The sequence below is a fragment of the Pseudomonas sp. FW305-7 genome (genome assembly GCF_058786735.1).
The window spans coordinates 67,350-87,784 of record NZ_JBYSZA010000006.1 but is presented as its reverse complement, the minus strand read 5'-3'; the positions used below and the strand labels follow the sequence as shown (position 1 = coordinate 87,784).

13 protein-coding genes are annotated in these 20,435 nt (G+C 60.2%); 3 read left to right on the top strand and 10 right to left on the bottom strand.

Translation table 11 applies throughout. The features are described from left to right. Window positions 1–32 precede the first annotated feature (32 nt). The 6 genes from AC3WMT_RS10285 to AC3WMT_RS10260 form a co-directional block, all read right to left on the bottom strand. Window positions 33–2,492 carry an EAL domain-containing protein gene (locus AC3WMT_RS10285; RefSeq protein WP_103305664.1) on the bottom strand — a complete coding sequence of 820 codons (2,460 nt, stop codon included), beginning with the start codon at window positions 2,490–2,492 and terminating at the stop codon, window positions 33–35. A gap of 201 nt (window positions 2,493–2,693) precedes the next feature. Next, window positions 2,694–4,520, bottom strand: coding sequence for an ABC transporter ATP-binding protein (locus tag AC3WMT_RS10280; protein WP_103305663.1), 1,827 nt, complete (start codon window positions 4,518–4,520; stop codon window positions 2,694–2,696). After that, on the bottom strand, window positions 4,513–5,115 hold the full coding sequence (locus AC3WMT_RS10275; RefSeq protein WP_172828209.1) for a DsbA family protein: 603 nt from the start codon (window positions 5,113–5,115) through the stop codon (window positions 4,513–4,515). Before AC3WMT_RS10275 ends, AC3WMT_RS10280 begins: the two co-directional genes overlap by 8 nt. Window positions 5,116–5,150: 35 nt before the next feature. Beyond that, window positions 5,151–6,092: an oxygen-dependent tRNA uridine(34) hydroxylase TrhO gene (gene trhO / locus AC3WMT_RS10270; protein WP_103305662.1), complete on the bottom strand. Its 942-nt coding sequence runs from the start codon at window positions 6,090–6,092 to the stop codon at window positions 5,151–5,153. A 300-nt stretch (window positions 6,093–6,392) separates the two neighbouring features. Continuing rightward, window positions 6,393–6,692 (bottom strand): BolA family protein, encoded by a 300-nt coding sequence (locus AC3WMT_RS10265; protein WP_103305661.1) that lies wholly within the window; start codon window positions 6,690–6,692, stop codon window positions 6,393–6,395. A gap of 12 nt (window positions 6,693–6,704) precedes the next feature. Further along, entirely contained in the window at window positions 6,705–7,226 is a 522-nt protein-coding gene (locus AC3WMT_RS10260) for a DUF2059 domain-containing protein (protein WP_103305660.1), read from the bottom strand. Window positions 7,227–7,419: 193 nt separating this feature from the next. On the opposite strand from AC3WMT_RS10260, the gene AC3WMT_RS10255 reads away from it, so the two are divergent. After that, a complete protein-coding gene (locus tag AC3WMT_RS10255) occupies window positions 7,420–8,814 on the top strand; it encodes a class II fumarate hydratase (protein ID WP_103305659.1) in 1,395 nt (464 codons plus the stop codon). Window positions 8,815–8,918: 104 nt separating this feature from the next. Here AC3WMT_RS10255 and AC3WMT_RS10250 read toward each other — a convergent pair whose 3' ends face one another. Next, a complete protein-coding gene (locus tag AC3WMT_RS10250) occupies window positions 8,919–9,878 on the bottom strand; it encodes a DMT family transporter (protein ID WP_103305658.1) in 960 nt (319 codons plus the stop codon). Between the two features lie 207 nt (window positions 9,879–10,085). Between AC3WMT_RS10250 and AC3WMT_RS10245 the strand changes: the two genes are divergently transcribed. Continuing rightward, window positions 10,086–10,280, top strand: coding sequence for a DUF6316 family protein (locus tag AC3WMT_RS10245; protein WP_103305657.1), 195 nt, complete (start codon window positions 10,086–10,088; stop codon window positions 10,278–10,280). Between the two features lie 121 nt (window positions 10,281–10,401). On the opposite strand, the gene AC3WMT_RS10240 is transcribed toward AC3WMT_RS10245, so the two are convergent. Together AC3WMT_RS10240 and pap are read right to left on the bottom strand one after the other, a co-directional pair. Beyond that, entirely contained in the window at window positions 10,402–11,586 is a 1,185-nt protein-coding gene (locus AC3WMT_RS10240; protein WP_103305656.1) for a thiolase family protein, read from the bottom strand. 103 nt (window positions 11,587–11,689) lie between these two features. Beyond that, window positions 11,690–13,204: a polyphosphate:AMP phosphotransferase gene (gene pap / locus AC3WMT_RS10235; protein ID WP_103305655.1), complete on the bottom strand. Its 1,515-nt coding sequence runs from the start codon at window positions 13,202–13,204 to the stop codon at window positions 11,690–11,692. 349 nt (window positions 13,205–13,553) lie between these two features. Between pap and mnmC the strand changes: the two genes are divergently transcribed. Next, complete coding sequence (gene mnmC, locus AC3WMT_RS10230; protein ID WP_103305654.1) at window positions 13,554–15,533, top strand: bifunctional tRNA (5-methylaminomethyl-2-thiouridine)(34)-methyltransferase MnmC2/FAD-dependent 5-carboxymethylaminomethyl-2-thiouridine(34) oxidoreductase MnmC1; 1,980 nt, start codon at window positions 13,554–13,556, stop codon at window positions 15,531–15,533. 3 nt (window positions 15,534–15,536) lie between these two features. On the opposite strand, the gene AC3WMT_RS10225 is transcribed toward mnmC, so the two are convergent. Next, complete coding sequence (locus AC3WMT_RS10225) at window positions 15,537–20,372, bottom strand: NEL-type E3 ubiquitin ligase domain-containing protein (protein WP_103305653.1); 4,836 nt, start codon at window positions 20,370–20,372, stop codon at window positions 15,537–15,539. Between the last annotated feature and the right edge of the window lie 63 nt (window positions 20,373–20,435).

Sequence of the window (20,435 nt, the reverse complement as noted above, 5' to 3'; positions counted from 1 at the left end):
TGATTTGTGATTGTAAGGATCGGCGAGAGATTTCAACGGAACGTGCCAGGCGCTTTGAATAACAGCGGCTGCGGTCTGGCGGGGCGACTTAGCAAACTGTCGCAGGTAAACAATTGCGGGCGTTCAATAACATAACCCTGAGCGTAATCCACACCAATCTCAAGCAATGCCTGCTCGATCTGGGTTGTTTCAACAAACTCGGCAATTGTCTGCTTACCCATGACATGGCCGATGTGATTGATCACTTCGACCATTGCGCGATTAATCGGGTCGTCCAGCATATCCTTTACGAAACTCCCATCGATCTTCAGGAAGTCTACAGGCAAATGTTTCAGATAAGCGAATGAAGACATTCCGGCACAAAAGTCATCAAGCGAGAAATAGCAGCCCAAGCCTTTGAGTTCATTAATAAATCTGATTGCACTACCCAAGTTTGAAATTGCACTGGTTTCAGTAATTTCAAAACAAATCATTTCAGGCGGGATCGAATAAATAACAAACTGTTCCCGCAGGAAGTGCAAAAACGCGTCATCTCCGATAGTAATGCCTGACAGATTAATCGCACACATTGCTAATGGGCCTTTATGTTCTTGTGCAATACATTGAGCAATAACCTTAAATACGTTTTGCACTACCCAGCGATCCAACTGACTCATCAAACCATAACGTTCGGCGGCCGGAATGAAACTGTCCGGCAGAATCATCCGACCGGCTTCATCGTGCAGACGCAGCAGAATCTCGATGTGCCCACCCTTGCCGTCGCTCGGTTTCAGCGGCGAGATTTCCTGGGCATAGAGGCAGAAGCGGTTCTCTTCCAGCGCCATGTGCAGTCGTTGCACCCAGGCCATTTCGCCGAAGCGCAGCGACAGCTCGGAATCGTCGGCATGGTAGACCTGCACGCGGTTGCGCCCTTTCTCCTTGGCCATGTAGCAGGCCATGTCGGCAGCACGCAGCGAGGCTTCGAGGGTTGTCGGCGTTTGCGCGACATGGACCAGGCCGATACTCACGGTGGTCAGGAAGGGCCGCCCTTTCCAGACAAAATGCAGATTCTGCACGGTCTGGCGCAGCGACTCGGCGATCTTCTCAGCCGCTTCCGGCGCGCAGTTCTCCAGCAGAATGCCGAACTCGTCACCGCCCAGGCGCGCCAGCGTGTCGCCCTCGCGCAGGCCTGATTGCAACAACGTGCAGATGTGCCGCAACAGTTCATCGCCGGCGGCATGCCCGCAGGTGTCGTTGACCAGTTTGAACTGATCCAGATCGAGGAACATCAGCGCATGCCGCCCGGACTGGCGCGTGAGGTTGTGCAATGCCTGTTCCAGGCGATATTCGAACTCGCGGCGGTTGGCCAGCCCGGTCAGCGCATCATGGGTGGCCTGCCACGACAGATTGGCGATGTATTGCCGCTCCTGGGTCATGTCGTGCAGCACCAGCACCGTGCCAATGACCTTGCCGCTATTGCGGATCGGCGCGCCAACCAGCGTCACCGAAACCGTGCTGCCATCCAGACGCTGGATCAGCTTGGAGTGCTCGCTGCCACCACTGAGCTGGCCGCTGAGAATGTGCTCGATCAGGGTCAGGCCTTCGGTCTGGGCGTTGTCGTCGAGCAAGTTGAACAACGCTGCCAGCGGCAATCCTGCGGCCTGCTCGGCCTTCCAGTGGGTCATGGCTTCGGCGGCGGGGTTCATGTAGTCGATAGCGCCGCTCACGTCAGTGGTGATGACGCCATCGCCAATCGATTGCAACGTGACATGCGCGCGGTCCTTCTCCAGTTGCAGCGCTTCGGCGAAGGCATGACGCTGCTTGAGCAGTTTGTGCGTGCGTAACAAGGCCAGCACGATCAAGCCCAGCGCCGTGGCCAGGTTGGTGAACAGCAGCAGCCGCAGGATCATCCGCGAGCCTTCGCCCAGGGCATCGCTGAACGCTTTCGCCGCCGGGGTCACGCCGTCATTGATGGCAAAGATCCGCGCCTTCCAGCCCTGGATGTCGGCGCTGCTGGCGCTGTTCTGCGCAATGCTCCGATGCATCTCGCGCGCCACGTCATCGAGCTCGACCAGATAGGCGTCACCCACGGTCCAGCGGTCGATGGCGGTTTCCAGGTAACTGAAATGACGGAAGTTGAGGTACAGCCAGATCAGGCTGGAGACGTCATCGGGGTGATTGCCGCCCTTGAGAATGCCTTCGCGCGCAGCAGCCAGATCCGGCGGCTGGCGATCCAGCGCGAGGCGTAACTGATGGCCGCCCTGAGGCACGGCAATCGCATTCTGGTATTTGAGGAAAATCGACTCGTCACGACTGTCGGCGTACAGATTGAGGTAGTAGATGGCGTCTTTCTGGCCCTTGGACCAGAGACTCTCCCCCGCCACATACCCGCGAACGGCCGACAGCACGTAAAGACTCACGCCCCCCAACAAGGCCTGAAATAACACGACGGCAATAAATGGCCAGACGATGCCCAACAACCGTGGCGTTCCGAGAGTCCGCTTTTGCTTCATGAGATCCCTTGCGCAAGCACTGCCAGATGAACACCGGAAAATACCGCTCCTGACAGCTCAGCCTAGGCTAATTTTCGACATGTCAAAGGGACAGCTCTGCCGTCCTCTATGTCGATCGTGCAACGTTGCTGTCCGCGGAGGTATTCCGGGCGTCTTTAGTCAAAGCAATTCAAGCACTAAGCACAGAAACGCCGACAAAACTCAAGGGCGCTGGATTTGTTGCAGGTGGCCATAGAGTTTGGCGTACAGCCCGCCGTCGGCAATCAACTGCTGATGATCGCCATCTTCGGCAACCTGCCCGCCATCGAAGACCAGCACCCGATCAGCCTGCTTCACAGCCGACAGGCGGTGGGCAATGATCAGCGTCGTGCGGCCATTGAGAAAGCGCGCCATGGCTTGGTGCAAGTTGTATTCGGTGGCGGCGTCGAGAGCCGAGGTGGCTTCGTCGAGGATCACCACTTTCGGCTCGGCGAGGATCATTCGCGCAATCGCCAGGCGCTGGCGCTGACCGCCAGACAGACGCACACCGGAGCGCCCGACGATGCTGTCGAGGCCGTCCGGCAAGGCGCGGATAGCGGGTTCGAGCTGGGCGATTTCCAGCGCCTGCCAACAGGCTTCGTCGCTGCGGGTGCGGCCCATGGTCAGATTGGCGCGCACGGTATCGTTGAACAGCGCCGGGTGTTGCAACACCACAGCGACGTTTTCGCGAACCGTCTCCAGGCCGATTTCCTGTTGGGTCGAACCGCCGAAACGGATGGTCCCGGCCAGCGGCGTGTACAGTCCCAACAGCAACTGCACCAGGGTACTTTTGCCGCCGCCGCTGGCGCCGACGATGGCCACCTTCTCACCGGGCGCGATGGACAGGTCCAGCTTGTTCAGCACCAATTCGTCGCCATAACCGAAGCTCAGGCCTTGCACCTGAATGCCCACGGTGTCGCGGCCCTTGAACGGATCGACACCGCCCGGGTACTGCGGCTCATCGGCGCGTGCCAGCAACTCGTTGATCCGCGCCAGCGCACCGCCGGCCGCGTAGTAGGCGTATTGCAGATTCAGCAGCTGTTCCACCGGGCCGATCATGAACCACAGGTAACTGAACACCGCGAGCATCTGACCGATCGACAGGTCGGAAAACAGCACGGTGAGCATCGCCGCCGCACGGAATATATCGATACCGAACTGGAACAGCAGGCCACTGGCGCGATTGGATGCGTCGGTTTTCCACTGCGAGTTGACTGCGTAATTACGCACTTCCTGCGCGCGCAAGCCGAGCCGGCCAAGGAAGTAACCCTGACGGTTGCCCGCACGCACTTCCTGAATCGAATCGAGGGTTTCGCTCAGCGCCTGGGTGAAACGCGCCGTGCTGTCGTTCTCGAGTTTCTTCAGATGCTTGACCCGTTTGCCCAACTGCACCGTGGCGTAAATCACCAGCGGGTTGAACAGCAGAATCAGCAAGGCCAGTTTCCAGTGCATCCACATGAGAATGCTCGCGGTGCCGACCAAGGTCAGCATCGCCACCAGAAAACGGCTGAGGGTTTCACCGACAAACTTGTCGAGGGTGTCCAGGTCCGTGACCAGATGCGTGGTCACCGTGCCGCTGCCGAGACTTTCGTACTCGCCGAGGGAAATACGTTTGAGCCGATCAATCAGGCGCACGCGAATGCGATAGACGATGTCCTTGGCCAGCCGTGCGAACAGCCGCGACTGCAACACGCCAAAACACAACGCGCTGCATCGCAGTGTCAGGGTGACCACCAGCATGAGGCCGATATAACCCGCCGCTTGCTGCCACATCGTCGGCAGCACATGGTTCATGACTTTCAGCGCGGCGTCGCCGTGGCCGAGCAACACCTCGTCGACCAGCAATGGCAGCAGCAGCGGAATCGGCACGCTGCACAGCGTCGCCAGCACGGCCACGCCGTTGGCGATCCACAGGGATTTTTTGTGATGCAGTGCCAGGCGCCGGACTTCTGCCCAGCTCAGCCGGTCGACACGCTTTACGGCTGGCGTGTCATCGGCGTGGTCAGGCACAGGCGGCGCGCTCCAGCCAGCGGCCGAGCAAGGGCGACAATTCGCTGAGCGGTTGATAGCCGTTGGTGAGCAACGCCAGTTGGCCATTGCGTTCGGCGAGCAAGGTCGGGAAACCGGCGATGCCGAGATCCTGTACCCAACTGAAATCGGCCTGAGTCGCTTTGTGTTGATCGGCATGATCGAACAGCGCGGCGAATTCGATACGCGGCACACCGGCCTGTTCGGCCAGTTCCACCAGTACGCTGGCCTGAGTGACATCGCGACCTTCAGCGTAAAACGCCTGCTGAATCAGCCCAACCAGCGTCCACGCACAATCGGGCGCAAGGCTGCGCGCGGTGACGATCGCGCGGCAGGCAGGTTCGGTGTCGTAAACAAAACCATCGGGCAGCGCGCCGTCGAACTTGAACGGCTGGCCGGTGGCCTCGGTGACCGCTTGCCAGTGCTCAAGGATGTAACGACGCGTGGTCGGTTCCAGCGCCGAACCGCTGCCGGTGCGCAAACCACCGACCACCAGATGCAACTCCACCCCGGCTGCCTGCGCCTGCTCGACCAGTGCCTTGGCCACCGGAGCGAACCCCCAGCACCACGAACACATCGGATCCATCACATAGAGCAGGCGCGCAGACATGGTTAAGCCTCGGTGGATGCTTGCTTATAGTTGTAGCCGATCGGGTGCGGCTGGTTGCGCGCCTTGGCCAGTTCGATCTGCTTCTGCCGATCGGTGGCGCTGCGACGGGTTTTCTCGCTCAGGCTGTTCCAGCAGTGCGGGCAGCTGATACCGGCGACGTAATGTTCGGAGGCGCGATCTTCAACGCTGACCGGCGTGCGGCAGGCATGACATTGATCGTAGTCGCCTTCGCTGAGGTCGTGGCGCACGGTCACGCGATTGTCAAACACGAAGCAGTCGCCCTGCCACTTGGTTTCTTCCTGCGGCACCTCTTCGAGGTACTTCAGGATGCCGCCCTTGAGGTGGTAAACCTCTTCGTAGCCTTCACCGAGCATGTAGCTCGACGCTTTCTCGCAACGAATGCCACCGGTGCAGAACATCGCGACCTTCTTGTGCACGGCCGGGTTGAAGTGTTCTTTGATGTAGTCGGGGAATTCACGAAAACTGGTGGTTTTCGGATCGATGGCGCCTTCGAAGGTGCCGATCGACACTTCGTAATCGTTGCGCGTGTCGATCAACAGCACTTCCGGGTCGCTGATCAACGCGTTCCAGTCTTGCGGATCAACGTAGGTGCCAACCTTTTTGTTCGGGTCGACGCCTTCGACACCGAGGGTGACGATCTCTTTCTTGAGTTTGACCTTGGTGCGGTAGAACGGCTGCTCGTCGCAGTACGATTCCTTGTGGTCGATGTCGACCATGCGCGGGTCGTTCTTCAACCAGGCGAGCAGGCCGTCGATGCCTTCGCGCGTGCCGGAAACCGTGCCGTTGATGCCTTCTTCGGCGATCAGCAGGGTGCCTTTGATGCCGTTGTCGACCATCGCTTGCAGCAGTGGCTCGCGCAGGTTGACGTAATCTTCGAGGGTGACGAACTTATACAGTGCCGCCACGACAATCGGTTGTGTCATGGGTATTTCTCCAGGTGGCTACCCTCGTAAAGGGTGAACCGGATTCAAAAAAAACGCGCCGACTAAGCGGCGCGTTGCGGATTCTAGCAAAAACACTGTGGTTTTAGGATCTGCTGATGTTTCTGTGGCGAGGGGATTTATCCCCGATGGGGCGCGAAGCGGCCCCAAACCCTGATAATGCGTATTTCAGGCATATCGAGTTCTGTGGTTTTGGGGCTGCTGCGCAACCCATCGGGGATAAATCCCCTCGCCACAAAAATTCCCTCATCACAAAAGCACCACGAACAAAACCGTCCAATATCAGTATTTGCTACCGCCGGCACAGGTCGGCGACGCCGGGGCGGCGCCGATCTCTGCCCATTCCTGCGGGGTGTAGGTGTGCAGCGCCAACGCATGGAACTCACCCATCAGCTCGCCGAGCGTGCCGTAGACCTTCTGGTGGCGCTTGACCCGGTTCAGGCCGTCGAACTGCGCGCTGACCACCACAGCCTTGAAGTGGGTCTGTAACCCGCGACTGTGCATGTGGCTTTCATCCAGCACTTGCAGATGCTCGGGCTGAAGCAGACCCAGCGTCGATTCGATGCGTTGTTGCATGGTCATCACGAACTCCGCTTACGGCTTTTTCTTGGCCGGAGCAGCGCCTTTCGGGGCCAGCTCGTTGGTCATGTCTTCCAGCAGCTTGTTGACCACCGGTACTGCGCTTTCCAGCTTGGCCTGGGTCATCTGGGCCGATTGCTGGGTCAGCTGCGGCATTTTTTCCAGGACTTTCTTGCCCAGTGGCGACTGGTAGAACGCAACCAGGTCCTTGAGCTCGGATTCGCTGAAGTTGCTGGTGTAGAGCTTGACCATGTCCGGCTTCAGCTTGTTCCAGCCAATGGCCTGGTCCAGAGCGGCGTTGGCCTTGGCCTGATAGGTTTCCAGGGTAGCTTTCTTGGATTCCGGGGCTTTGGTCTGTTCAAAACGCTGGGCGAACATTTGCTGCACTTGCATGTACACCGGGGTACCCAGTTTGTCAGCGTGCGCCAGGGTCAGGAAAGCTTCGGCACTGGCGTTGTGGCTGGCGGTATCGGCAAGCACCTGGCCGCTGGCGCAAACCAGTGCAACCGCGGTACAGATGGCACGAAGACGAGTCATCGAGTTTCCTTTTAAGCAAAGCGAGGTAAAACCCCAAGGGCGACCATTCTGCGCCTAAAAATCGCTGCGGCTCAACCCCCGGGCCTTGCCGCGCTTGATTGACGGGGATTTGCCGGTCAACAATCGGATCGAGGGAACCACCTGGGCCGACACCGGCCTAAACTGCGCAAACAGACCAACAGGAGTGTGCACGATGAGCCGTATCGAAACCGACAGCCTGGGCCAGATCGATGTCCCGGACGACGCCTACTGGGGTGCTCAGACGCAACGCTCGCTGATCAACTTCGCCATTGGTCAGGAACGCATGCCGCTGCCGGTATTGCATGCCCTGGCCCTGATCAAGAAAGCCGCCGCACGGGTCAACGACCGCAACGGCGACCTGCCCGCCGACATCGCCCGCCTGATCGAACAAGCCGCCGACGAAGTCCTCGACGGCCAGCATGACGACCAGTTTCCACTGGTGGTCTGGCAGACCGGCAGCGGCACGCAGAGCAACATGAACGTCAACGAAGTGATCGCCGGTCGCGCCAACGAACTGGCCGGCAACCCGCGCGGCGGCAAGACGCCGGTGCACCCGAACGATCACGTCAACCGCTCGCAAAGCTCCAATGACTGCTTCCCCACCGCCATGAGCATCGCCACCGTCAAAGCCGTGCAGGAGCAACTGCTGCCGGCGATTGCCGAACTGTCCGGTGGCCTCGCCGAATTGGCCGCCCGGCACATGAAACTGGTGAAAACCGGTCGCACGCACATGATGGATGCGACGCCGATCACCTTCGGTCAGGAATTGTCCGGTTTCATCGCGCAGCTGGATTACGCCGAACGGGCGATCCGCGCCGCGCTGCCGGCGGTGTGTGAACTGGCGCAGGGCGGCACCGCGGTCGGTACCGGGCTGAACTCGCCGCACGGTTTTGGCGAGGCAATTGCGGCGGAACTGGCCGCGCTGTCGGGCTTGCCGTTTGTTACTGCACCGAACAAGTTCGCCGCACTGGCCGGCCACGAACCGCTGACCAGCCTGTCCGGCGCGCTGAAGACCCTCGCCGTGGCGCTGATGAAAATCGCCAACGACCTGCGCCTGCTCGGCTCCGGTCCACGCGCAGGTTTTGCCGAAGTGCGCTTGCCGGCCAACGAGCCGGGCAGCTCGATCATGCCCGGCAAGGTCAACCCGACCCAGTGCGAAGCGCTGTCGATGCTCGCCTGCCAGGTGTTGGGCAACGACGTGGCAATCGGCATTGCCGCCAGTCAGGGTCACTTGCAGTTGAACGTGTTCAAACCGGTGATCATCCACAACCTGCTGCAATCGATCCGCCTGCTCGGCGACGGCTGCAGCAACTTCCAGCAGCACTGCATTGCCGGTCTTGAGCCGGACGCCGAAGTCATGGCGAAACATCTGGAACGTGGGTTGATGCTGGTGACGGCGTTGAACCCGCACATCGGTTACGACAAGTCAGCGGAAATCGCCAAGAAGGCTTACGGCGAAGGGCTGACCTTGCGTGAGGCCGCGCTGGAACTGGGCTATCTGACTGATGAAGAGTTTGATGCGTGGGTGCGGCCGGAAAACATGATCGAGGCTGGCGCCAAGGGCTGAGTCCTTCAGCACCTGAACGTCCGCCATCGCGGGCAAGCCCGCTCCCACAGGGTTATGTGCATACCTGTGGGAGCGGGCTTGCCCGCGATGAACGATGACGCGGTTCAACTCGCTGCCACCTTCAGCCGCCGTGCCTTCAATCCGGCAATCAACGAAGGCCCCAACGCCACCAGCGCCGACCCCAGCACCACCAGCACGGCGCCGCCATAACCGAGCGCATTGATCTGCTCGGCATGCACATATTCCGGCCAGACCCCGGCCGCAATTGCCACCGCCCCGAATGTCACCAACGGCGTGATCGCCAACGTCGCACTGACCCGCGATGCCTCCCAGTGCGCCAACGCCTCTGCAAACGCGCCATAGGCAATCAACGTGTTCATGCAGCACGCCAACAGCATCCAGCCCTGCAACGGGCTCAACTCAAGCGCTTCGAGCGGATGTACCCAAGGCGTCAGCAACAAGGCGCAGAACAGGTAGATCACCATCATCACTTGCAGCGAATTCCACACCGTCAGCAATTGCTTCTGACCCAGCGCATAAAAGGTCCAGACCGTCGACGCCAGCAGCACCAGCAACACCCCGGCGGTGTAATCCGACAGCGAGGTCAGCAACTCCGCCAGACGCTGATTGAAAAACAGCACAAACCCGATCAGCAACACCGCCAGGCCAATGCCCTGGCCGATGCTGAAGCGCTCCTTGAACACAAACAGACTGGCGATCAGCAACATGATCGGCCCCATCTGCACCACCAGTTGCGCAGTGCCGGGACTCAGCAGGCTCAGGCCCATCAGGTACAAAACGTAGTTACCGACGAGCCCGAGCACGGCCATCAACACCAGCCAGCCGCCCTTGGGCCCAAGCACTTTGCGGCTCGGAAGGCGTTTGACCGCCGCCAGGTAAATGAACAAACAGCCGCCGGACACCGTCAGGCGAAACCAGGTCACCGTGATCGGGTCCATCACCAGCAAGACCTGTTTGAGCTTGATCGGCAGGATGCCCCACAAAAACGCCGTCAGCAGCGCCAGGAACAAGCCGTACACCCAGCGACCCGATGAAATGTGCATGCGAACCCCGAAGCCTGCCGACAAGTGCGCTCATTCTAGGCTTGGCAACGGAAGCAACACAGGGACAGTTCAGGACACGCCGCGAATGAAACTGTGCAGGTCGCAGCATTAAATTGACGCGCCGCCGTTGATCGGCAGAGCAAGCAGGGTAAGTGCTTCAGGCTTAAGCTCATTGGATCCACTGCCACTGCCATCAGGAGACCCGCCATGTTAGGCATGCGCCGCCAGGACCCCGCCCCCGCCACGCACTTTCGCAGCGACCGGGTGTGTCGGGTCAATGGCGAACTGTTTTTCAGCACTCGGGAAAATACCCTTGAGGGGCCGTTTGACAGTCCCGAGAAAGCTGAGCTGGAGATAAAAGCCTATATCGCGCGGATGCAGCTTCTGGATTCAAACCGGTAATCAAGGGTGATCCAATCGCTGGCAAGCCAGCTCCCACAGGATCAGTGGCGAACACCACAAAACCTGTGGGAGCGGGCTTGCCCGCGAAGAGGCCAGATCAGACAACACAAATCCTGCCTATTTAACGCACCGCCTCAAACAACCCCGTCGCGCCCATCCCGCCGCCAACACACATGGTGACGATGCCGTAACGCAGATTGCGCCGCTGCAACTCCCGCACCAGATGCCCGACCTGACGCGACCCGGTCATGCCGAACGGGTGTCCGATGGAGATCGAGCCGCCATTGACGTTGTACTTCTCGTTGTCGATCTCCAGCCGATCCCGGCTGTACAGGCACTGCGAGGCGAACGCCTCGTTCAGTTCCCACAAATCGATATCCGCCACCTGCAAACCCTTGGCCTTGAGCAGTTTCGGCACCGAGAACACCGGGCCGATGCCCATCTCGTCCGGCTCGCAACCGGCCACGGTGAAACCGCGGAAAAACGCTTTCGGCTTGAGGCCCAGTTGCAACGCTTTCTCCAGGCTCATCACCAGCGTCATCGACGCACCGTCCGACAGTTGTGACGAGTTGCCCGCCGTCACCGAACCGTCTTCGGCAAACACCGGTTTCAACCCGGCGAGGCTTTCGTAAGTGGTGTCCGGGCGGTTGCAATCGTCACGATCAACGATGCCATCGAGAATCTGCACGGCACCGCTGTTCTTGTCCTCGACGCGATACTTCACCGCCATCGGCACGATTTCATCGTTGAACAAGCCGGCGGCCTGCGCCTGTGCGGTACGAATCTGGCTTTGCAGGGAATAGCGATCCTGCGCCTCACGGCTGACGCCATAACGCCGCGCCACGACTTCGGCGGTCTGCCCCATCGTGTAATAGATGCCCGGCGCCTGCTGTTTGAGCAGCGGGTTGATCAGGTGATCGGTGTTGACGCTTTTCAGGGTCAGGCTGATCGACTCGACGCCGCCGGCGACGATGATGTCGCTGCAGCCCGAGGCGATCTGATTGGCAGCAATCGCGATCGCCTGCAAACCCGACGAACAGAATCGATTGAGGGTCATGCCGGCCACGCCCGTGCCCAGTTGCGAGAGCACCGCGACGTTACGACCGATGTTGTAGCCCTGAGCGCCTTCGTTGGAGCCGGCGCCGACGATGCAATCTTCGACGCTCGCCGGGTCGATGTCATTGCGCGACAGCAGCGCGTTGACGCAGTGCGCCGCCATGTCGTCAGGGCGGGTCTGGTTGAACTTGCCGCGAAAGGACTTGGCCAGGCCCGTCCGGACGCTGTCGACGATCACCACTTCACGCATGGCATACCTCATTGTTGTTGTCGGTTGAGAGTGGACCTGAGCATAAGTCCACCCGATTACCGACCGCGACAATCATTCACCCCGCGTATGCGTGTTCATCGGCTCAGTCCTTGTGCTTTTTGGCCTTCTTGTCGGACTTTTCGAACGCCTCTTCCAGAGCCCGGTTGATCGTGCGCAAGACCTTGACCCGGGCCCAGCGCTTGTCGTTGGCCTCAATCAGCGTCCATGGCGAGATCTCGGTGCTGGTGCGGTCGACCATGTCGCCAACGGCGGCGCGGTAATCGTCCCACTTGTCGCGGTTACGCCAGTCGTCTTCGGTGATCTTGAAGCGCTTGAACGGGATTTCCTCGCGCTCCTGGAAACGCTCCATTTGCGTGTCCTTGTCGATGGCCAGCCAGAACTTGACCACGATCACCCCAGCGTCGGCGACCTGCTCCTCGAAGTCATTGATCTCGCCGTAGGCACGCATCCAGTCGGCGGTGCTGCAAAAGCCTTCGACCCGTTCCACCAGCACCCGGCCATACCAGGAACGGTCAAACACGGTGAACTTGCCCCGCGCCGGAATATGCCGCCAGAACCGCCACAGGTACGGTTGCGCGCGCTCCTCTTCGGTCGGCGCGGCAATCGGCACGATGCTGTACTGACGCGGATCGAGCGCCGCCGCCACCCGGCGAATCGCCCCACCCTTGCCGGCCGCGTCATTACCTTCGAAGACGGCGACCAAGGCGTGGCGGCGCATGCGTTTGTCACGCATCAGGCCGGACAGCCGCGCCTGCTCGGTGATCAGTTGCTCTTCGTAGTCTTTCTTGTCCAGGCGCTGGGTCAGGTCGAGGCTGTCGAGCAGGTTCAACTGATCAACCGCCGTGCCCAATGGCGCAGCACTGACATCGTGGGGATGCACGTCCGGACGCTTCAGGGCGTTCTGCAAACCCTCAAGCAGAATCTTGCCGACCGCCAGACTGCGGTAATGCGCATCCACGCCTTCGATAATGTGCCACGGCGCGTAGTCGCGACTGGTCCGGCGCAGCACGCGCTCGCCGAATTTGACGAACTTGTCGTAAGTCTCCGATTGCTGCCAGTCCAGCGGGCTGATGCGCCAGCTGTGCAACGGGTCGTCAGCGAGGGCCTTGAGCCGCGCCTTCATCTGTTTCTTGGACAGGTGGAACCAGAACTTGAAGATCAGCGCGCCTTCATCGCAGAGCATTTTTTCCAGGCGCTCGGCCGCATTGATCGCTTGATCCAGGCGCGGGTCCTTGAACAATCCGTGCACCCGGCCCTGGAGCATCTGGCTGTACCAGTTGCCGAAGAAAATCCCCATCCGCCCCTTGGCCGGCAGCATCCGCCAGTAACGCCAGGCCGGTGGCCGCGCCAGTTCTTCGTCGGTCTGCTGATCGAAAGTGCGCACCTCGATCAGGCGCGGGTCCATCCACTCGTTGAGCAATTTGACCGTCTCGCCCTTGCCCGCGCCCTCGATACCGTTGATCAAAATGATCACCGGGAAACGCTTCTGCTGCTGCAACTCGAACTGCGCTTCCAGCAGTGCTTCACGCAATGCCGGGACGGCAGCCTCATAAGTATCTTTGTCGATGGCGTGACCGATTTCAGCGGATTCAAACATGGGACGGCTCCTTCCAGGGTTCAGCAAGACTAGCGGATTGGGCACAGATGCAGGGCAGAATTTGCCACTCTCTCAGGACTGCATGAGTTCCCTGTGGCGAGGGGATTTATCCCCGACCGGCTGCGCAGCAGTCGTAAATCCAGCAGATACGGTTAATCCGAAGTAATCGGTTGAATGGTTTTGGGGCCGCTTCGCTGCCCATCGGGGATAAATCCCCTCACCACAGGTTTCCAGGCTCAGGTCTTGAATATTCAATTGTCCCCGGGCCCGTGCAATCAAGGCTTGCCATGGATCAAGCAGCCCCTGCGCGATCGGCTAGAATGGCGGCCTTGTTGCTGCCGAGCCTGCCATGAAACCTGTAATGCCCCACGCCCAACTCGACTGGGATGACCAGGGACGCCCGCGTTCGCGAGTGTTCGATGACGTGTATTTTTCCGACCAGTCGGGGCTGGAGGAAACCCGTTATGTGTTCCTTGAACAGAACCGTCTGGCCGAGCGCTTTGCGGCATTGCCGGCGGGCGGGCGACTGGTCATCGGTGAAACCGGATTCGGCACCGGGTTGAATTTTCTCTGCGCCTGGCAACTGTTCGAAGCGCATGCCTCGGCCAGCGCACGGCTGCATTTTGTCAGTGTCGAAAAGTACCCGTTGAGCCCTGCCGACCTGCAACGCGCACTGGCGTTATGGCCGGCGCTGAAACCGCTCGCCGATCAATTGCTCAAGCATTACGTGGCCATCCATCAAGGCTTCCAGCGCATCACCCTGGCCAACGGTCGAGTGACGCTGACGCTGTTGATCGGTGATGCCCTGGAGCAGTTGCCGCAGCTGGACGCGCAAATCGACGCGTGGTTCCTCGACGGTTTCGCCCCGGCGAAGAACCCCGATATGTGGACCGCCGAACTGTTCGTCGAACTGGCCCGTCTGGCGGCGCCCGGCTCGACCATCAGCACCTTTACCAGCACCGGCTGGGTGCGGCGTTTGCTCAACGCCGCCGGGTTCAAGATGAAACGCACGCCGGGCATCGGCCACAAATGGGAAATTCTCCGTGGCGAATTCCTCGGCTGGCCCGAGGACGTCGCCCCGCCGCCAGCGGAAAAACCCTGGTTCGCGCGCCCTGCGCCGTTGAACGGTGACCGGCGGGCGCTGGTGATCGGCGCCGGTCTGGCCGGTTGCGCCACGGCAGCCAGCCTTGCGTCACGCGGCTGGCAAGTGAGTTTGCTGGAGCGCCACGCAGCCGTTGCGCAAGAAGCGTCCGGCAACCCGCAAGGCGTGCTGTACCTGAAACTGTCAGCCCATGGCACGGCGTTGTCGCAACTGATTGTCAGCGGCTTCGGCTACACCCGACGCCTGCTGGAAACCCTGCAACGCGGCAGCGACTGGGACGATTGTGGCGTGCTGCAGCTGGCGTTCAACGCCAAGGAAGCCGAGCGCCACGCGCAATTGGCAGAAGCATTCCCGCCAGACCTGCTGCAGTGGCTCGACCAGCCCGAGGCACAGGCCCGCGCCGGGGTCGGTGTGGCCCACGGCGGTTTGTACTATCCCGAAGGCGGTTGGGTGCATCCACCCGCGTTGTGTCAGGCGCAAGCCGCGCAAGCGAATGTCGAACTGCTCAGCCATCGCGAAGTGCTTGATCTGCGCAAGGTCGATGACCAGTGGCAGGCCTTCGACGGCGACCACCTGCTCGCCAGCGCGCCCGTCGTGGTATTGGCCGGCGCTGCCGAGATCAAGCGTTTTGCGCAAAGCGCCGAGCTGCCACTCAAGCGCATTCGCGGACAGATCACCCGGCTGGCGCAGACTGAACACAGCCAGACACTGGCCACGGTGGTGTGCGCCGAAGGTTACGTCGCACCCGCACGCTTGGGCGAACACACCCTGGGCGCCAGCTTCGATTTCAACAGCAACGAACTGACTCCGACCATCGCCGAACACTTGGGCAATCTGGCCATGCTCGAGGAGATTTCCAGCGATCTGGTGGCGCGTCTGCAAATCGATCAACAGGCGCCTGAAGACCTCCAGGGCCGAGCGGCCTTCCGTTGCACCAGCCCGGACTACCTGCCGATCGTCGGCCCCCTTGCCGACCGCGAAGCGTTCATTCAAGCCTATGCCGCGCTGAGCAAGGATGCCCGGCAAGTGCCGGACATCGCCTGCCCATGGCTCGACGGTTTATACGTCAACAGTGGCCATGGCTCGCGCGGCCTGATTACCGCGCCATTGTCCGGCGAACTGCTCGCCGCCTGGCTGGACAACGAACCGTTGCCGCTGCCAAGAAGCGTGGCGGAGGCCTGTCATCCGAACCGTTTCGCGCTGCGCCAGCTGATTCGCGGCAAGTAGATTTCACGCATCGGGCAACGCACAGATGCCCAGATCGACGAGGCGTATCGCATCGTCGGTCAGGCGTGAGAGTTCGGCTTGTACCGCCTTCTCTCGCTTTGACTGGATGGCATCCATCTGGCTCAGATAATCCGCCGTGGTCAGTTGGGTTGCCTGTTCGAAAACCGTGTTCATCTGCGGCGCGAATTTCTCATCGATGGCGGTGAATTTTCGTGCAAACGTGCGCTTGAGGTAGTCACCCCAGAATGGTTGACGCTGCATGAACGTCAGCCATTCGGAAGACAGCTCCGCCGCTTTGACCGTGTTTGTAGCCGTTTCCAGATCCGCCGCGGTCACTCCGCCCAACACGGCAAACTTCATATGCCGTGGCTGCCCCGGCAGATTGAGCGCATCGGCCAAGCCGATGCGATAAGCGAGGTTGACTTCCAGCGGATCGGTCGCCGGATTTTGGCTGGCATGCTTAAGCGCAATCCGATCAAGCTGATCCAGCCGAAACAGACCTCGGCCGAGCATGAGCAGCGGTTTCGCGCTGCTGCTTTGGCCGCTCGCAATTCGCGTCACTCTGTTGACTTCCACCGCGACTTCGAGATGACTGAAGTTCATGGCTGCACTGTCGGTGCAGTTGATCGGGTTGGCGGCCAGGTTCAGCACCTGCTCACTCAGGATCACATCGGGTTCGGCCGTTTCAAGCACCGACCAGACTCGTCGATGCATGTCCTCACTCACCTTTTCAGAGTCGGCCGTATTACCCAGTTCCGCGAGCAGATGAAACAAGCCCTCGGCCCTCGGATCATCCTTGAAGGCCGTCCAGATCCGGTTACGCCGCCCCCAATCCGCGCCAGCCCCATCTTTGAACCACAACGAGCGCGCCTGCTGCTCATCGAGGCGGGCGATGTCGTCTTCCAGATAGCCCATGCCGATGCCGATGTTTTTTCGATAGTCGGCCAGATGGGTGCGGCTGCTCAGCGACAACGGATTGCCACGCAGATTGAGTGCCTGAGTGAAATGTTTCGGAGCCTTGAACAGCCACGCCGGCAGGTCCTTGATCTCGTTACCGCGCAAATCGACCCAATCCAGATACGGCAGGCGTGCAAGGCCTTTGGGCAATTCGGTGGCGCGGGTGTCGTTCAGGGCCAAGGCACGCAAGTCAAACAGTTTGCTCACGTCCGGGGTCGCGCCCAGCGGATTACCGCTCAGGTTCAGGCGGCGCAGTGTCCGCAATTGGCTCAGTTTGGCCAGGGTGTGTTCGGTCAGCTTGATCTGGTTGCCGGCCAGGCTCAACCGGGCAAGCTTGGGCATGTGCGACAGCACTTCAGGGAGCCGGGTCAGAGTATTGCTGTCGAGTTCAAGGTATTCGACCTGCTTGAAGGCCTTGAGGAAATACACGAGGTCGTCGTCCTGCGCCATATTCTTCAGCGACAACTGTTGTATGTGATCGAAATTCAATCCGGAGGGTAACGTTGGCAGTTTGCCGACCCGCATGCCGTCCAGATTCAAGGTGCAGACTGATTTTCCACTCTCATCGGTAGTCAGCAGAATCCGTCGAAAGCTGTTCTCGATCTGCTCGGCGGCCCACTTGCGACTGTGCTGCACTTCAGCCGAATCGCCGCCCACCGCTTTGATGGCGTCCTTGTCCTCGCTCCATTTATCCAGCACCTCGCGCAAGTGCTCAAGGTCGCGGCGCAACGTTCTGACCTGGGTTGCGCGGGTCAGCGAGTCAGTTCCCAGGCCGTCAATAAACTCACTGGCCTGCGTCTCGGAAAACCGTGGATAGAGCTTTTTGACCTTGCGCAGTAACGTCCGGGGATGGCTCGTCGCTGCCGGCGCTTGATCGGCCTGAAGGCAGGCAGGCTCAGCGACCAGTGGTTCAAGCTTGCCATCGGTCAGGATCCGCGCACTGGCTTCACGCTCATCCAGTGCCACATCGAATAGCTTGCTGCGCAGCCGTGCACTGTCGGCGTCAACAGGATCGGGAAAACCGGCGGCCAGACGCTGGCGCGGCGACAGAGCCTTGAGGATCGCGGTGTAGAGGCTGTCCGGGCCCGCCGCCACGCGTCCTAGGGATTTTTCGTCGCCGGCGAATACCTCATAACCGTCACTGGATTTGACCAGCGTGCAGGTATTCGAGGGGGGCGCCGTCGTCTCGCCGATGGCTTCCAGTACTGGCCCGGTCAGTGACTTCTCCCGCACGGTCAGACGCAGAGCCGGATCCCAACCACTCAAACGGGGCAGCAACTGGATGGCGAGTTTTTCGTTATCCGCATTGGCAATCCGCGGCAGGTGAAACCCGCTCAACGCCCGATCCAGGCGCACAGCGGCGCTGGCATCACAGACTTTCTGCGCCAGCCCCAGGGGCACCCGCCCGGTTGCGCGCAAATGCACACGCTCGACGCTCGACGCCTGTTCGATCAACTGCTGAGCGTAACGCGCAGGAATGTCGGCAAACACGCTGCGCAACTTCTTCACCTCGTCGACCTCACTCTGGTCATAGCGCTGATACATGCGCTCGAACACTGCACGACGATCAGCCTTGAGTGCCGCACCCAGCTTCTTCGCCAGTGCTTGACTTTCGCCTTCGCCATTCACCTTGCTGCCCAGCAACGTATCGACCTCCTTCTGATACAGGCCGTCGATCACCGTTTGCAGCAATTGCCCGGAATCCAGCTCATCCTCGCTGACCACCACACTGAGTGTGTCGTCAGGGGTGCTGGGCGCGGGATACCTGGCACTGACGGCTCCTTCGCTATCTTGGACTTCGATGTAACGGTCCGTCGGCCAACCTGACAACTTCGGTAAACCGTGCAGTTGTTCCTGCACTGGCTGATCCGAGTGGATTTCACCCAAGCCCAGCTCGCGGATGAGCAGGCGCAACTGCCGCTCGATGCGCACTCGTTCCACGGTATCGCGCAACCGAACAGGCAACGCGAGGTTGTCGATAAAGGCACGCTGCAACTCATCCTCGGTAACGCCGCTGAGTCGGCGCATCATGTCCAGATCGCTGTCGACGAACTCGCTCAGATGCGGGTCCATGCGCTTGAGGGTATAGGGCGTGCTGGTCCCCAGCTCGGGATGTTCGCTCGCCAATCGCCAGCCGCCCTCGACATGGCGCTCCAGCTCAGGGGCATAGGCTTGCGGGCGCTGCGGATGGTCGAGGCGCCAGCGCCGGGTCTGCGCATCGATGAAGCCGGAGACGATCCGATGGTCGACGCGACCGACCATCTTGCCCCTGATCTCGTACATTTCTTCGGAATCGGCGGCCACCGTGAACCCCTCCGGCAGTCGATGCTCATACATCGTGAAGTCAGGCTTCCACAGCCGTGGATGTCCGGCCGGATTGGTAATAGCAGTGAACTGCCCAAAGAACTCCGGATGAGCACTGAGCAGTTTGCTGCCCAGCAACCCCACCGCTTTCTGCCCACCGGCCAACAGCCCCATCAAGGCGATGTTTTCCGCGACACTGAACAGATGCGAGAGTGCCTCCTGATGATCGCCCCGGCGCCAATCCTCGACACCTTCGTACACTTCGGCGAGCAGTTGCCCGGCCGCGACGCCCATCATCAACTGCCCGACGACCGGCACGAAAAAACCCGCCACCGTCGCAATCGTCACACCCAGCTCAAGGAAATCGAGCAGGCGTTTGTCTCGCACCTCTTCATCGATATCGGCGGTCGGCACGGCCAGTTTGCGCGCGTCGATCTGCAGCTTGCCGACATGACTCTGCAGCATGAATTCGAACAACGGCACGCTGATCGGTAATTGCCGGATGTGCCCTATATCGGAGGTGCTGGCGAAAGTTTTGAAGAAGTCTGCCTTGTCATCTTCATCGAGACTGTGGGTGAAGTAGTCCTTGTAGCTTTTCACGCTCAGCTTCTGCGTGAGGTACTGTTTGAACGCGGTAAAACTGGGGTATTCGTACAGCGGCCGTTCGGGCTCGCCGGCCATGTACACAAGGCACCATTCGTCCGGGTACGACTCGACCGACCGTGCGGAAAACACCACGACGCCCCAGATGCAACTGTCGAGGATTTCGATGCCTTGCATGATCATCGGGCTTTGCCCGTATCGCAGGGTTTGTGCGGAGGGCTTGCCGTCAGCGGCCGCCAATTGTCGCAGCATGCGCACGCCTTCCGGCGTGATGTGAGACCTGAGCCCGGCCAGATGCATATCCAGTTGCAGCAGGTATTTTTTCATCGTGGCGATGTCGCGGGTCATGCCGCTGCTGGGCGCAATCCTGCCGTCGCTTTCGACGATGCTGAACACCTTTTGAAGGTGTTCCTGATACCGCTTGCCCAGATCCAGTTCACGACAGAATTTGGCGAACGCGGCCGGGGTCAATCCCTCAACACCAGACGGCGCACTATTCACCCGCACCAGACTGCCCTCGGGGAAACCGTCGGCCGCCTCGTCTTCACTGAAATTCTGCATGGCGGCTTGCAGCAGGGACTGGGTGGCATGCGGGACGGTTTCAATGCCCTTGTCGTCGGTCGATGTCGGCGCACAACCGCAATCGGGCCCCGGCAGACTCAGAAGATCCTGTTCAACATCAAACACCGCTGACCACTTGCCCTCCAACGCAAGGGTCAATTCGGTGATACAGAAGGTGTTCAAGGGTTTGAGCTGGAGCAGATCCTTTTCAACCTTGAGCTGAATGGCATGCAGGTCACGCGCGATCTGATCCAGCGCGGCCAGTGTGGCAATCGAGCTTTTCAGGAGTATCTCGGGCAGGCTCTTTTGCAGTGCTTCGGCACTGTCCAGATCGCCAGTGGCTTCGAGCAAGGTGCCGAGTATCTCGGTCTGCGTCGGCGCCCGCAGCTCGGGTTTGTTCTGGGTGGTTGTCATCGCAATAGTCCTTTATTGCAGGTATGAGCCATTGACCTTATCGATTTAAAACAAAAACAGGAA

Excerpts from the sequence above, each read along its gene's own strand:
- trhO (WP_103305662.1), bottom strand. The coding sequence starts at position 6,092 with ATGACACAACCGATTGTCGTGGCGGCACTGTATAAGTTCGTCACCCTC.
- AC3WMT_RS10265 (WP_103305661.1), bottom strand. The coding sequence starts at position 6,692 with ATGACCATGCAACAACGCATCGAATCGACGCTGGGTCTGCTTCAGCCC.
- AC3WMT_RS10225 (WP_103305653.1), bottom strand. The coding sequence starts at position 20,372 with ATGACAACCACCCAGAACAAACCCGAGCTGCGGGCGCCGACGCAGACC.
- AC3WMT_RS10240 (WP_103305656.1), bottom strand. The coding sequence starts at position 11,586 with ATGCGTGAAGTGGTGATCGTCGACAGCGTCCGGACGGGCCTGGCCAAG.
- AC3WMT_RS10260 (WP_103305660.1), bottom strand. The coding sequence starts at position 7,226 with ATGACTCGTCTTCGTGCCATCTGTACCGCGGTTGCACTGGTTTGCGCC.
- AC3WMT_RS10245 (WP_103305657.1), top strand. The coding sequence starts at position 10,086 with ATGTTAGGCATGCGCCGCCAGGACCCCGCCCCCGCCACGCACTTTCGC.
- AC3WMT_RS10255 (WP_103305659.1), top strand. The coding sequence starts at position 7,420 with ATGAGCCGTATCGAAACCGACAGCCTGGGCCAGATCGATGTCCCGGAC.
- AC3WMT_RS10275 (WP_172828209.1), bottom strand. The coding sequence starts at position 5,115 with ATGTGTTCGTGGTGCTGGGGGTTCGCTCCGGTGGCCAAGGCACTGGTC.
- AC3WMT_RS10285 (WP_103305664.1), bottom strand. The coding sequence starts at position 2,492 with ATGAAGCAAAAGCGGACTCTCGGAACGCCACGGTTGTTGGGCATCGTC.
- AC3WMT_RS10250 (WP_103305658.1), bottom strand. The coding sequence starts at position 9,878 with ATGCACATTTCATCGGGTCGCTGGGTGTACGGCTTGTTCCTGGCGCTG.
- pap (WP_103305655.1), bottom strand. The coding sequence starts at position 13,204 with ATGTTTGAATCCGCTGAAATCGGTCACGCCATCGACAAAGATACTTAT.
- mnmC (WP_103305654.1), top strand. The coding sequence starts at position 13,554 with ATGAAACCTGTAATGCCCCACGCCCAACTCGACTGGGATGACCAGGGA.